This window comes from Pseudomonas sp. PsB (genome assembly GCF_043658375.1).
Lineage (GTDB): Bacteria > Pseudomonadota > Gammaproteobacteria > Pseudomonadales > Pseudomonadaceae > Aquipseudomonas > Aquipseudomonas putida_Z.
In genome coordinates this window covers 200,656-212,740 of record NZ_JBIGLU010000004.1, presented here as the reverse complement: position 1 = coordinate 212,740, position 12,085 = coordinate 200,656, and the positions used below count along the sequence as shown (strand labels likewise).

Here is a 12,085-nt window from a genome sequence, read left to right as displayed (position 1 = left end):
ATCGATGGAATGGATGAGCTGATAGACCGCGTCGATGAGGCCCGCAGGTCAGCGCGCGTAGATCAGCTTCCCGGCAAACCAGGTCTGCAGCACTTGGGTATCGCGCAGCGTTTCGGCATCGACGTCGAGCACGTCGCGGTCAACCACGATCATGTCGGCCTGCTTGCCGACCTTGAGCGAACCGATCTGCTGCTCCAGGCGCATGGTGCGGGCGGCGTTGAGTGTATAGGCCTGGAACATCACCTGACGGTCGATGGCTTCAGCAGCGTTGAGCACACCTTTGGGCCCCTTGCGGCTGATGGCCTGGTAGATCGCCTGCCAAGGGTCCGGGGTGGTGATCGGCCAGTCGCTGGCGCCGGCAAGGGTGGCGCCATGCTTGAGCAGCGAACGGGCCGGGAAGGTGTGCATGAAGGCCATGGCGTTCACGTACGGCTTGACCAGTTCCATGTTCGATTGGTCGGCGCTGGCCCAGTACAGCTGCATTGCTGCAATCACGTCGAGCTGCTTGAAGCGGGCGTATTCCGTGGGGTTGACCATCTGCAAGTGGGTGATGGAATGGGGGATGCCGCTGTGGCGATCACGCCGGGCCTGCTCGATGCCGTTGAGCGCCTCGCGCACGGCGCGGTCGCCGATGGCATGCACGTGCACCAGCCAGCCACGGGCGTCGGCGGCACTGACCAGCTCGCCAAAGTGCTTCGGGTCCAGCAGCAGTTCGCCGTGCTTGCCGGAGTTGCTGTAGGGCTCGAGCATCGCCGCCGTTTGCGCTGGCGCTTCGGCAACGCCGTCGGCAAACACCTTGATGCCCGGCAGGGTGAGGTTGTGCACGCCGAGAAATTGCCGGCGTACCTTGTCCAGTTCGTCCAGGTCGGCAGGGCGGGCCCTGGAATCGGCCATCAGCAGGGCGGCGACGTGGGCGGTCAGCTCGCCGCGCGCGGAGAGGTCCTTGTACACCGGCAGTACGCCCAGCGAATGGTTGTTCACATCGGCCCCCGGCAGCTCGTTGGCCAGCGGGTCCATCCAGCCGGTGATGCCCAGCTGCTTGTAATGGTCAAGGGCCATGCGCCCTGCGCTCAGCAGGGTGGCGTGGGGCAGCGCGGGCAGCAGGTCGGTCACCGGGTAGTAGCTGGCATCGGCGAGGAAACCGTTTGGTGTTCCGTCCGGGTGTTGGCCGATGGTGTTGCGTGCCTCGGCAGGCAGGGCAGCGATGGTGTCGGCATCGATTGCGGCGCGCTTGAGCATGGCCTGGTTGGCCCAGCCGGTGTGCATGTCGTTGGCGGCGAACAGGATCGGTTGCTCGGCCCATTCGCCGTGGTTGAAGCGTTGTTCCAGCGCCGGAATGTCATTCCAGTAGGTGCCCGGTACACCACCGACGACAAGGAACTCGCCGCGCACGGCCTTGCCGTCGCTGCGCCACTGGCGCAGGCGCCGTTCCAGTTCGTCCAGGGCAACCTGCTCGCCGGCGAGGTCGGCCAGCACCAGTTGCAGGCCACCCTTTATGGCATGCGAGTGGGCGTCGAGCATGCCCGGCATCAGCACCTTGCCACCCAGGTCGATGACCCGGGTGCCTTTGGCCTTCAGGCGTAGCACGGCCTGGTCGGCACCTACCGCGACGATTTTCTCGCCTTCGACAGCCACGGCCTGCTGCAAGGGCTGGCTGGGCTCGGCGGTGTAGACCTTGGCGTTGTGCAGGATCAGGTCCACTGACGCGAAACCCGGCATGCAGGTGCAGGCCAGGCCGGCGCTGATTGCCATCTTCAGGAGCTGCTTCATGCTGTGCCTCGTTGTTGTCGTGATGGCGCCGCAGCCTAGCCAGGGGGCCAGGGCGGATAAAGGCGAGGGCGGGCACAACTTTTTTCGTGATGAGGAAAGAATCCCGAGCCCGTATTTGCCAGGGTGCAAGCAGCGGACCTTGCCGTGCCTATTCAAATCGGCGGCATTTGCGGGTTTGATAGGAGGGGCAGATACTCGCCACCCTCGCATCACTCCAACCGTTTGTGCCGAACAGGAAGAAACCATGGACAAGATGATGGCCCTGACCATCTTCGTCGCTGCCGCCGAGCACGGCAGCTTCAGCCGTGCGGCCGAGCAACTGGGCAAGACGCCGTCTGCCATCACCAAGGCTGTTGCGCACCTGGAGAGCGAACTGGGCGTGCGCCTGTTCGAACGCACCACCCGGCGCATGGCGCTGACCGAGGCCGGTACCTTGTACCTGGAAGGCGCGCGCCAGGCGTTGATGCACCTGCAACGGGTGACCGAGGAAGTGGAGCAGTTGCAGCACGCGCTGCGCGGTACCCTGCGCATTACCGCGCCACCGTCGTTCGGCCCCGCGTTTCTCAACCAGGTGTGTTGCCGCTTCATGCGCGAGCACCCGCAGGTGCGCCTGGAGGTCAACCTCAACGATGCCAACGAAGACCTGATCGATGGCGGCTACGACCTGTCGCTGCGCGACGGCCCCACCGACCAGCCGGAGCTGATCGCCCAGCCGCTGATCGAGAACCGCGTGATCCTTTGCGCCAGCCCTGCCTACCTGGCCCAAAAAGGCGAGGCGATCACTCTGGAGAACTATGCCCAACACGACTGGCTGCTGTTGCGCCACCCGCTGCTCAACCGCAGCTTCTGGTGGATCGAACACGGCGGCCAGACGCTGCGTGTGCGTCAGCCCACCCCTCGACTGGTGAGCGATAACTTCGACTTCCTGCTGGCCTGCCTGCTCGATGGGCAGGGCTTGCAGTTCGTACCCACCTGGTGTGCCGCCCCCTACCTGGCCAACGGGCAGCTGGTGGAGGTGATGCCCGACTACTGGCGGGCGCTGAGCGCGTTCGGCCCCTGGGTGCACGTGCTTTACCTGCCGCACCGGCGCAATACCCGCAAGGTGCAGGCGTTCATTGCCTTGCTGCATGAGCACCTGCACGGGCAGGGCGCGCAGGCGCTGGCACGGGGCTGAGTTTTTCCATCGGGGCACAAAAGTTGTGCGGGTTGTGGCGATGATCGATTGGGGGAGGCCTCGTTAGGCTAGCGGGGCTTGCCTGACCACCGCGGCCTGTACCAGGAGTTCCCCGCCTTGAAGATCCACACCCATGTCAGCGACATCCGCAACCCCCTCGAGCGTGGCCACCAGATAGGTGCGCGCTTCGCCGAGCAGATCCGTACCACCACCGCACTGTACCTGGGCTTTTTCCCGCGGGTTGGCGTGCCCTTGAGTGAGGCGCAGCGCATCGGCGAAAACAGCTTGGCAGCCCTGGAAGCCTGGAGCCCGGGCCTGGCCGCGGAAGTGGCCGGCATGGCCAGCGGTGCCGAGCTGCCGCTGTGGCAGCTGGCGAGCCTGAACGCCCGCACTGAAGTACTGGCGGCCCGAACCCGCCACAGCGAATGCTCCACCACCGTGCATGCACCCCGTGGCGCACGTGCGCCGCAGACCCTGCAGACCTGGGATTGGCATGACAGCCTGTGCCCCCATGGCCTGATGCTGGCGCTGCACACCGAGCGCGGCATGAACGTCAAGCTGTTCTGCGAGTTCGGCATGCTCGCCAAGCTTGGTGTGAACAGCGCGGGCCTCGGCCTGCACTTCAATATCCTCCACCACGCCAGTGACAACGACAGTGGTGGTGTGCCGGTGCACGCCATCGCCCGGCGTCTGCTGGAGGAGGCCAGCAGTGTCGAGGAGGCCATCGAGCTTGCCCGTTCGGCGCGGGTCAGTGCCTCCACCGTGCTGACAGTGTTCTCCCGCCAGGACCGCAGCCCGCGCGCGGCCAGCATCGAATTGAGCCCCGCGCGCACCGCCTTGGTTTTGCCACGGGAAGACGGCTGGCTGCTGCACACCAATCACTTCCTCGACCCACAGCTGAGCCTGGGCGAGCAGGTCGCCGACCGTGCCGATACCCAATGCCGCCTGGGCCACCTCGAGCAGGTGGTCGGCCAGATGACCAGCGCTGACCTGCGTGCCCGGGCCGAGGCCATGTGCGGCGCCGAGGGCGACAGGGCGCCAATCTGCTTCCACCCGGACATGGCCATGCCCGATACCGAACGCTGGGAAACCTTGCTCAGCGTCGGCATCGACACCGAACGCTGTGCCCTGCAGTACGTGGCCGGCACGCCTGTGCAACTGGCCAAAGCCGGCTTCGACACTTTCTGAGCCAACCCGGTGCCGCCAGCTCAAGGCGGCGCCGCTGAACGAGAACAACAACAATGCATGCGCAACATTCCCGCCCTGCGTCATCCCGTTCCGCCTTGCGAACCTTCTGCGTCTCCGGACTGGGGACGGCGCTGGAATTCTATGACTTCATCATCTACGGCACCGCCGCCGCACTGGTGTTTCCCCAGGTGTTCTTTCCGCAGATGGACCACCTGACAGCCACGTTGGTGGCCTTCAGCGCTTTCGGTGCGGGCTTTCTTGCCCGACCGTTGGGAGGCCTGGTGTTCGGCCACTTCGGTGACCGCATCGGCCGGCAGAAGGTGCTGGTTGCCACCTTGCTGCTGATGGGCATGAGCACCTTCCTCATCGGCTGCCTGCCCGGCCATGCCAGCGTCGGCGTGGCCGCGCCGATCCTGCTGGTGCTGCTGCGCCTGGTCCAGGGCTTTGCGGCTGGCGGGGAGTGGGGTGGTGCCGCGCTGTTCGGCATCGAGTCTGCGCCACCGGGGCGGCGCGGGCTGTGGGGTAGCTTCACAAGCATGGGGATTGGCGTGGGTGGCATCCTCGGGGCTGGGGTGTTCGCCATCGTCAGCGCGGCCTTTGACGACAACCTGGTCGATTTCGCCTGGCGCATCCCGTTCTGGCTGGGCGGTACCTTGGTGCTGATCGGCCTGTACACGCGCCTGAAGGCACCGGCAGCGGCCACCACGCCCGTGACCAAACCTGAACATGCACCGTTGGCCGCGGCCCTGCGCCAACGTCCGCGGCAGCTGTTGCTGTGCACCGGGATCGCCTTCGGTTACTGCACCATCGCCTACATCGGCAGCACCTTCTTCCTGACTTACGCCACGCAGGTGGGCTTTGGCAGCACCGAGGCGTTGATGTTCGACCTGGCGATGTCGGTCGCCATCGTGCTGTCGGCACCGTTGTTCGGCTACCTGTCGGACCGTTTGGGGCGGCGCACGGTGATGTGCTTTGGCGCAGTGGCAATGGCCGTGGGGCTGTTCGTGTTCTTTTCCCTGGTGGGCATGAAGAGCTTCGCCATCGCCTTGTGCGCCTACAGCCTGACCGGCCTGCTGATGGGCGCGACCCAAGGGCCTATCCCGGCCTTCCTCGGCGAGCAGTTCCCGCGCAGCATGCGCTACTCGGGTATCTCGGCCAGCTACCAGATCGGCGCCGCGCTGGGCGGCGGCACCGCATCGAGCATCGCCACGGCCATCCTGATCCTCACCAACCATGACCCGTTGGGCGTGGCGCTGTATGGCGCGGGGGCACTTGCACTGGTTGCGGTGTGTTCGCTCATGCTGCGCGAGACATCGCGATTGAGCATGGCGCAGATCGATGAGGAGGTGCCGGGGCGCGTGGCGTCTGCGGCATTGGGCAGTCATTGAGGGTATTTGCGCTGCCTGCCATCACCCAGGACAAATTTGAGGGTGTTGGCAGGCTGGAGGCGACAGACGGGCTGCTGGCAGCGCGAGGCGATCGGAATGGGGCTGGCCTTGGCCTGACTGATGGCACTTCAGCCACGGCCACCTGCAAAACGAGATCTGCGAAACTGCGGAATAGAGCATTCAAAGTCACTTGCGAAGTTTGGATCCAGTTGCCGATAAAACTTTCCACTCGGTCAAATTACAACAACTTAGCAAACTAACTAACTTGATTTAGTGTACCGCCTGTCGGTCGTTTTGCTTGAGAAATGAACGATTTGGGCGACGCTGACTCCTATTTGCCAGCAGGTGCCTTCAATGTGATTGCACCTCGCGCCTTTCCCCCAGAACTTATGGACGTTCAACCTCATCGGCATCGCAGGGATGCTCATGGGGCTTTTTTTTTCCTGAATAGTGGAGCAATGCCATGCCCAACCGAGGCTCTTCGGGTGAGCCACCGTGTGTATTGAATAATGATCTGCTTTTTCATTTAACGAGTCGAATTTGGCTTTGCCGCTGCGATTAAATCGTTCGCACGCCTATTGCAAGGTCATCTAGCGCTAACGCATTACGTGGAGAAAACGTCGTGGAGATTAATACAATTATTAGCCTGTTCGGGCAGAAAGAATCCATGGAGCTGGTGCGGTTGTCGGTGATTTACGTTCATTTACTGGCCTGTTGCATTGCCATCGGCCTGGTATTCGCCAGTGACGCCGAGATGGTCAGGAACTTGTTGAAAGGTAATAAAGAGGCCGGGCATGACAGTAAGCATATGACGAGCTTGCAGAAGTCCGTGGCCAATGCCCTGATATTCTTGTGGCTCACGGGCGCCGCAGTGATTGGAATTGACTACCTTGATAAAGGTATGAACTATTTTGCCAATCCGAAACTTCAAGCGAAGGTCATTATTGTCATGTTGCTGACCTTCAATGGCATGTTGTTGCATCGTTATGTATTGCCTGCCCTGCTCAAGGCGGGCAACTTGCTGGATCTTAATTTTGGCGTGCGGATGTTCGCACTGTTCTCCGGCGCACTGTCGGGTGTGTCCTGGTTGTATGCGGCGATGCTGGGCGTTGGCCGGCCACTGGCCTGGAAATACTCGCTGACCGAGTTGCTGCTGGCTTATCCGGTACTGATCCTGCTTGGCTTTGCCATGATGGCTGCCCTGACCCAGTGGGCACGCAAACGCAGCCAGGCCGAACCGGTTCCGGCGCCTGTCTGGCGGCTGGCTGGCATTCCTACCTGATTGCCTGAATAACGCTTCAATTACGCCGCGAACCGGGAAACCTGGTTCGCGGCGAGCTCGTTTCATGCGCAGCGTCTGGGCGGTTCGACTGGCGGTTGGTAAAGGCCCGAAGTGATGTGTCGCCTGATCTGGCCTCTTCGCGGGCGCGCCCGCTCCCACAAGGTCCCGCGCAGTTCTGTGGGATATCGCCCGGTCCTTTGGGCTGCGCTGTCGCGTAGAGAACTGAATCCGCAAACAGTGCGCGTACCCTGTGGGAGCGGCTTTAGCCGCGAAGAATCCAACGCGGTGCATGGCACCGGCTGCGCCGGTGTTCGCGGCTAAAGCCGCTCCCACAAAGTCCCCGTTAATTCAATGAGTTATGTGCTGTTCTCCCCATCCGCTGACGGCTCAGGCGCGAACCAATAGAAATATCGCGGGTAGCAGCTGCCCGCCGTCAGGCGGCAGGCCGCCTGCATTGGTTTTTTGCGCTCGTTGCAGCGTGGTGGCGATGGTGATTTCCGTTCGCGACTCGATACTCGGATTTGAACGTCGCTGCATGGTTGAGGCTCTTAATGCAAAGGACACCGTGAGGGCTCCCTTATGAGCATTGAACGCAGCATCCCTGAGCTTGAGGCCTGGTACGCCCAGTATGACGACATCAGTTACCGGCGTGAGTCGCCGGATGCCTACCACCATGAACTGCTGCGCACCGCCGAGGCTTTGCGTGACGATGGCGCCATCGATTGGGACGACTGGCTGGCACTCAAGGCATTGGCCGATGACGCCCATGTGCGTGCTCTGGAAGATGCCGTGCAGGCCCACGTCAGCGACCCAGACGCATGAAAGCGCTGAAGATTGCCACGTTCAACATCAACGGCATTCGTAGCCGGCTGCCGGCACTACTGGCCTGGCTGGAGCGGGAAAAGCCCGACATCGCCTGCCTGCAGGAACTCAAGGCGGCGGATCAGCAGTTTCCTCGCCAGGCGCTCGAAGCGGCGGGTTATGGTTGCCTCTACCAAGGGCAGCCTTCGTGGAATGGCGTGGCCATTCTGGCGCGGGGCAGCGAACCGCTGGAAGTACGTCGTGGCCTGCCTGGCATGGAAAACGACAACCAGAGCCGCTACCTCGAGGCAGCGGTGCAGGGCGTGCTGGTGGCATGCCTGTATCTGCCGAACGGCAACCCGCAACCGGGGCCGAAATTCGATTACAAGCTCCGCTGGTTCGAAAGCCTGATCGCCCATGTGAAAGGGCTGCATGACAGTGGTCATCCCGCGGTGCTGGCGGGTGATTTCAATGTGGTGCCTACCGACATGGATATCTACAACACGCGCTCCTGGATGAAGGACGCGCTGCTGCAGCCCGAATCACGTGCGTGCTACCAGAAACTGCTGAATCAAGGCTGGGTCGATGCCATTCGTCATCTGTATCCGGACGAACGCATCTATACCTTTTGGGATTATTTCCGCAACCACTGGGCCCGCAACGCCGGGTTGCGTATCGACCACCTGCTGCTCAACCCCGAGCTCGCGCCTTACCTGAAGCGGGCTGGTGTCGATGCCTGGGTGCGTAACGAACCCAAGGCCAGCGACCATGCACCAGTCTGGATCGAGCTGAGCACGCGTCGTCGGCCGTAGGGCAGTTCGAGCGAACCTTCAACTACCGGAACTACCGCTGGAGCCCGAACCACCGGAGCTTCCTGTCCCGTTGCCGCGTTCCGATCCATTGCTGTCACTACCCGATCGGTCGGTAGTGCCATCGCCACCGGTATTGTCAGTATCATTGCTATCGGTGCCGCCAGAGCCCGACCCCATGGCATCCGCAGGCGTGCCGGAGCCGGTCGCTCCGCCTTGGCCGTTCATGTGCCCACTGTCATGCGGCTGCGTGCCAGGAGCACGCTGATCGTTCAGGTCGGTGGCTGCCAGCACCACAGGTGCGCTGACCCCCAGGTACAGCGCGAGCAGTAACGAATGAGGCTTCATGATCTTCATGGCGATACTCCGTTGCGGGTTGGTCACCTTCTGTTCGGCCTGCATTACCCACGGCCGTGCCGTGAAAGCGACGGAATGCTTCGAGCGCTGACATGCACGGGGGCGGGTTACCCCACGTGAATACTTTGAGGCCCGCGCTTCGATTCCTCTGGCAAGGCCGTGACCTTGATCGCGCGTACCGGTACGGCGAATTTTGCACCCACCTTCGAGAAGCGCTCGAGCAGGTGGAAATTGATCGCTTGCTGGATGTCCATGTACAGGTTGTAGCCGGGGTCCTTGACGATATACACGCACTCGAATTCCAGCGCCTCCTTGCCGAAGCCGCGCAGGTGGGCACGGTCGAAGCGCACCTGCTGCTGTGCCCTGATCGCTTCCTCGACAATGGCGGGTGCTTTCTTCACGGCCTCGGTTGGCGTGTCGTAGGACAGGCCGAATTCGAACACGATCCGTCGTTCCTGCAGGCGCTTGTAGTTCTGGATGGTACTGCTGATCATGCTGGCGTTGGCCATGACGATCTGCTCGCCGCCCAGGCTGCGGATGCGTGTGGTCTTCAGCCCCACGTGCTCCACCGTGCCGGCCAGCGGGCCGATGACGATGAAATCGCCCACTTCGAACGGTTTGTCGACGGCGATGGATAGCGAGGCGAACAGGTCGCCGAGGATGTTCTGCACTGCCAGTGCAACGGCGATACCGCCTACCCCCAGGCTGGCGACGAAGGCGGTGATGTTCACGCCCAGGTTGGACAGCATCGCCAGCAGCACCACTGACCACAACAGCACCCGCGCGCCCCATGCCGACAGCGTGGCCAGCGCGCTGCCCTGGTTCAAACCGTCGGTGCGATGCCGGGCGAAGTAGCGACTCAGGCCCAGGCCGATGGCGCGGTTGGCCCACAGCCCGATCTGCAATGCCGCGACCACGAACCACAGGCTACCGACCCGGGTCAGCCAGCGCTCGGGCAGGTCGAGCATGCTCAGGCCCACCAACAGCGAGGCAAGGAACAGCAGAAAATTGCTGGTCCCGGCGAGCACTTTGGCCAGCACCTGGCTGAGCGCGCCGTCACGCTCGGACCAGCGCCTGACCCGATGCAGCATGAAACTGATGGCCGCCCGCGCCACGAGGAATGTCAGCAGCGCTACCGTCAGTGCCAGCAACAAATTGAGAACGGAAACTCCGAACAATGTGGTATCGGTGAACAAGGCGATGATGCGATCACTCATGAGACACTTGCCTCCTTGCGCAGGATTGGGTGACTGGGGGAGCGGCATTGCCGGCGAAGCAGGCAACGCCACTCGTTAGGTGAGCCTCAGCCGTCGGACTGCTCCTCCGGCGGCACCTGGCCTTCGGGCCAGTCGGGCGCTTCCTGCTCCTGTTCAGGCACAGGCTCGCCTGGGTTGTGGGGTACTTCGTCCACGTACGGGTCGGGTGTGTTGGGTTCGATCATGGTCTGGCTCCTCGCCGTTGGGCTTTCAGGCATGAAACCGGGCTTTCAGCCCGACTCCACGGCAGTGTTTTTCTTCCAGCCTCGCAGGTTCATGGCGCACAGGCAGCCCTGGAGGAGGATCAGCGCCCAGGCTTGCGCCTGCCACCCCCAGGCGGCCCACAGCACGTTGCTGGCAATGAAGCAGCAGAAACCCAGCTTGCGCCGGCCTGGGCGCCGTGAGCCGATGCACCAGGCGGCAAGTACCGTCAGGACCATGGCGGGCCATTCAAGAAAGTCGATCCAGGCCTCCATCACGCGGCACGCTGTTCGCCCTTGAGCAGTTTCTTCTGCGCTTCCATGGCCTGGCCGAGCTCATCCAGTTCCTGCTTGCCCAGCAGCTTGCGGGCGGTCGGGAACAGCTCGCTTTCTTCCTCCTCGATATGGTGTTCCAACAGTTCCTTCATCACCTTGACCCGCCCGGCGAACTCGACGGTACCGGTCTCGGTTTGCAGCAGGTCCGGCAGCACCAGTGAGTCGACGGTGCGGTGCTCTTCCTTGGCTTCGTAATACATCTTCGCTTCTTCCTTGCCGCCGGCCTGCTTGATGGCCGGGTACAGGAGCTCTTCTTCCAGGGCGGTGTGGATGCTTACTTCCTGCTTGATGCGTTCGAGCAACTCGGCGCGCTTCTTCACTGCGCGCTCAGTGGTGGAGGACAGTTCCTCCAGCAGCTTCTTCACCAGTTCATGGTCCTGGATCAACAAATCGATAGCGTTCATGCAACACCTCTTAGGGGCTGGAAAAATCACGATTGCCTTCGATGGAGTAGGGCCCGCGCGCCAAGGTTCAAAGCGGATGATCAACGTACTGGTTTCGCGAAGGCTGCACCCACAAGGAACCACGCAGGTTGCACCGGTGCGACAGGGTCACTCCTGCGGGATGATCGAGATCTTGCCGTTGCGCTCGACGATGGCGAACTTGATCTGCCCGACGCTTTCGATGCCCTGGCTGTCCCGCGCCGATTCGAGAATGTCGTCTTCGGTCAGCCGTGCCCGCCGCATTCGGTGGTGGAGAAAGCGCCCGTGATCCACGACCAGTGTCGCGTGGCCGTCGACCAGCCGGGCCAGGCGCTTGGAGTTGAGCTTGGCCAGCGAAAGGCCGACATCCAGGACGATCAGTGTGGCGATCACCAGCATGGCGTTGGTGAACGAGAAGTCCTCGCCGAGCAATGCCTGCTGGGTTGCTTCGCCGATGATCAGCAGCAGGACGAAGTCGAAGGTGGTCAAGTCTGCCAGCGAGCGCCTGCCAGCCACGCGAAACAGCAGCATCAGCGCGATGTACATGCCTGTCGCACGGAGAATGGAGTCCATGTCGCGCTCCTACGGGTAAAGAAAGGTCGAGAAATGCACTGTGCTGTCCGGGCCCGCGCTGACAACACCTTCGAGAGTACCGACGTATTCGCTGCGCAGGGTGAGGTAGAGGGTGGCGATACCCTCTTTGCTGGTGCCGAGCTGGAGCAGAAGCGACCTGCCATGGGAACGCGACACTTGCGGCTCTGGCTGCAGCGTTTCGATGCTGGCTTCGCGTAGCAGGGTCCCCCCGAGCAACAACATCACAGGCTCCCCGGCAGTACCGCGAACCGTGATGCGCAGGTTGTCGGTGGTGCCGCTGCGGCTGAGGCGCTGATACTCCACATGCACCCGGCCGTCCTCGCTCATGACCTGGGCGTCACTGAGCGGACCGTTGCCGAACAACCCGGCCAGGCCCAGCAGCACGACCAGCACCAGCGCGTACCATCCCACCCGTTCGAAACGCCAGACCCGCTGCTGCATTCGCATGTCTTCTTCGACGGGGTGGTGCCTTGAAGCCAGCTCGTCTTCGTCCATGCTCGTAGCCCCT

The 12,085-nt window shown here is 62.6% G+C and carries 15 protein-coding genes; 6 read left to right on the top strand and 9 right to left on the bottom strand.

Going from position 1 to position 12,085, the window contains the following annotated elements; genetic code table 11:
• Window positions 1-48 precede the first annotated feature (48 nt).
• Window positions 49-1,770 (bottom strand): amidohydrolase, encoded by a 1,722-nt coding sequence (locus ACGLHT_RS08685; RefSeq protein ID WP_274119970.1) that lies wholly within the window; start codon window positions 1,768-1,770, stop codon window positions 49-51.
• Between the two features lie 244 nt (window positions 1,771-2,014).
• On the opposite strand from ACGLHT_RS08685, the gene ACGLHT_RS08680 reads away from it, so the two are divergent.
• From ACGLHT_RS08680 to ACGLHT_RS08665, 4 genes are all read left to right on the top strand, one after another.
• Window positions 2,015-2,944 carry a LysR family transcriptional regulator gene (locus ACGLHT_RS08680; RefSeq protein WP_137164245.1) on the top strand — a complete coding sequence of 310 codons (930 nt, stop codon included), beginning with the start codon at window positions 2,015-2,017 and terminating at the stop codon, window positions 2,942-2,944.
• Window positions 2,945-3,061: 117 nt separating this feature from the next.
• A complete protein-coding gene (locus ACGLHT_RS08675; protein WP_274120015.1) occupies window positions 3,062-4,132 on the top strand; it encodes a C45 family peptidase in 1,071 nt (356 codons plus the stop codon).
• 53 nt (window positions 4,133-4,185) lie between these two features.
• Window positions 4,186-5,520 carry an MFS transporter gene (locus ACGLHT_RS08670; RefSeq protein ID WP_274119969.1) on the top strand — a complete coding sequence of 445 codons (1,335 nt, stop codon included), beginning with the start codon at window positions 4,186-4,188 and terminating at the stop codon, window positions 5,518-5,520.
• Between the two features lie 667 nt (window positions 5,521-6,187).
• Complete coding sequence (locus ACGLHT_RS08665; protein WP_274120014.1) at window positions 6,188-6,802, top strand: hypothetical protein; 615 nt, start codon at window positions 6,188-6,190, stop codon at window positions 6,800-6,802.
• 387 nt (window positions 6,803-7,189) lie between these two features.
• Here the strand turns inward: ACGLHT_RS08665 and ACGLHT_RS08660 are convergent, their stop codons facing one another.
• Window positions 7,190-7,339, bottom strand: a complete 150-nt coding sequence (locus tag ACGLHT_RS08660; protein WP_170978856.1) for a hypothetical protein — start codon at window positions 7,337-7,339, stop codon at window positions 7,190-7,192.
• 42 nt (window positions 7,340-7,381) lie between these two features.
• Here ACGLHT_RS08660 and ACGLHT_RS08655 point away from each other — a divergent pair, with 42 nt between their 5' ends.
• Entirely contained in the window at window positions 7,382-7,624 is a 243-nt protein-coding gene (locus tag ACGLHT_RS08655; protein ID WP_003257678.1) for a hypothetical protein, read from the top strand.
• Window positions 7,621-8,415 (top strand): exodeoxyribonuclease III, encoded by a 795-nt coding sequence (gene xth, locus ACGLHT_RS08650; protein ID WP_274119968.1) that lies wholly within the window; start codon window positions 7,621-7,623, stop codon window positions 8,413-8,415. Before ACGLHT_RS08655 ends, xth begins: the two co-directional genes overlap by 4 nt.
• An 18-nt stretch (window positions 8,416-8,433) precedes the next feature.
• On the opposite strand, the gene ACGLHT_RS08645 is transcribed toward xth, so the two are convergent.
• The 7 genes from ACGLHT_RS08645 to ACGLHT_RS08615 all read right to left on the bottom strand — a co-directional run bounded on the left by ACGLHT_RS08645 (window position 8,434) and on the right by ACGLHT_RS08615 (window position 12,072).
• A complete protein-coding gene (locus ACGLHT_RS08645) occupies window positions 8,434-8,769 on the bottom strand; it encodes a hypothetical protein (RefSeq protein WP_274078457.1) in 336 nt (111 codons plus the stop codon).
• 107 nt (window positions 8,770-8,876) lie between these two features.
• On the bottom strand, window positions 8,877-9,986 hold the full coding sequence (locus ACGLHT_RS08640) for a mechanosensitive ion channel family protein (protein WP_274119967.1): 1,110 nt from the start codon (window positions 9,984-9,986) through the stop codon (window positions 8,877-8,879).
• An 86-nt stretch (window positions 9,987-10,072) separates the two neighbouring features.
• Entirely contained in the window at window positions 10,073-10,210 is a 138-nt protein-coding gene (locus ACGLHT_RS08635; protein ID WP_274119966.1) for a hypothetical protein, read from the bottom strand.
• Between the two features lie 45 nt (window positions 10,211-10,255).
• The gene (locus tag ACGLHT_RS08630; RefSeq protein ID WP_025339513.1) at window positions 10,256-10,501 is read right to left on the bottom strand and encodes a hypothetical protein; all 246 of its coding nucleotides are present in this window, start codon (window positions 10,499-10,501) and stop codon (window positions 10,256-10,258) included.
• Window positions 10,501-10,965, bottom strand: a complete 465-nt coding sequence (locus ACGLHT_RS08625; protein ID WP_025339512.1) for a hemerythrin domain-containing protein — start codon at window positions 10,963-10,965, stop codon at window positions 10,501-10,503. The genes ACGLHT_RS08630 and ACGLHT_RS08625 overlap by 1 nt, the downstream gene beginning before the upstream one ends.
• A gap of 147 nt (window positions 10,966-11,112) precedes the next feature.
• Window positions 11,113-11,556: a DUF421 domain-containing protein gene (locus ACGLHT_RS08620; protein WP_004376294.1), complete on the bottom strand. Its 444-nt coding sequence runs from the start codon at window positions 11,554-11,556 to the stop codon at window positions 11,113-11,115.
• Window positions 11,557-11,565: 9 nt separating this feature from the next.
• Window positions 11,566-12,072, bottom strand: a complete 507-nt coding sequence (locus ACGLHT_RS08615) for a hypothetical protein (protein ID WP_075045506.1) — start codon at window positions 12,070-12,072, stop codon at window positions 11,566-11,568.
• Between the last annotated feature and the right edge of the window lie 13 nt (window positions 12,073-12,085).

Excerpts from the sequence above, each read along its gene's own strand:
- ACGLHT_RS08685 (WP_274119970.1), bottom strand. The coding sequence starts at position 1,770 with ATGAAGCAGCTCCTGAAGATGGCAATCAGCGCCGGCCTGGCCTGCACC.
- ACGLHT_RS08680 (WP_137164245.1), top strand. The coding sequence starts at position 2,015 with ATGGACAAGATGATGGCCCTGACCATCTTCGTCGCTGCCGCCGAGCAC.
- ACGLHT_RS08670 (WP_274119969.1), top strand. The coding sequence starts at position 4,186 with ATGCATGCGCAACATTCCCGCCCTGCGTCATCCCGTTCCGCCTTGCGA.
- ACGLHT_RS08665 (WP_274120014.1), top strand. The coding sequence starts at position 6,188 with ATGGAGCTGGTGCGGTTGTCGGTGATTTACGTTCATTTACTGGCCTGT.
- ACGLHT_RS08660 (WP_170978856.1), bottom strand. The coding sequence starts at position 7,339 with ATGCAGCGACGTTCAAATCCGAGTATCGAGTCGCGAACGGAAATCACC.
- ACGLHT_RS08655 (WP_003257678.1), top strand. The coding sequence starts at position 7,382 with ATGAGCATTGAACGCAGCATCCCTGAGCTTGAGGCCTGGTACGCCCAG.
- xth (WP_274119968.1), top strand. The coding sequence starts at position 7,621 with ATGAAAGCGCTGAAGATTGCCACGTTCAACATCAACGGCATTCGTAGC.
- ACGLHT_RS08645 (WP_274078457.1), bottom strand. The coding sequence starts at position 8,769 with ATGAAGATCATGAAGCCTCATTCGTTACTGCTCGCGCTGTACCTGGGG.
- ACGLHT_RS08640 (WP_274119967.1), bottom strand. The coding sequence starts at position 9,986 with ATGAGTGATCGCATCATCGCCTTGTTCACCGATACCACATTGTTCGGA.
- ACGLHT_RS08635 (WP_274119966.1), bottom strand. The coding sequence starts at position 10,210 with ATGATCGAACCCAACACACCCGACCCGTACGTGGACGAAGTACCCCAC.
- ACGLHT_RS08630 (WP_025339513.1), bottom strand. The coding sequence starts at position 10,501 with ATGGAGGCCTGGATCGACTTTCTTGAATGGCCCGCCATGGTCCTGACG.
- ACGLHT_RS08625 (WP_025339512.1), bottom strand. The coding sequence starts at position 10,965 with ATGAACGCTATCGATTTGTTGATCCAGGACCATGAACTGGTGAAGAAG.
- ACGLHT_RS08620 (WP_004376294.1), bottom strand. The coding sequence starts at position 11,556 with ATGGACTCCATTCTCCGTGCGACAGGCATGTACATCGCGCTGATGCTG.
- ACGLHT_RS08615 (WP_075045506.1), bottom strand. The coding sequence starts at position 12,072 with ATGGACGAAGACGAGCTGGCTTCAAGGCACCACCCCGTCGAAGAAGAC.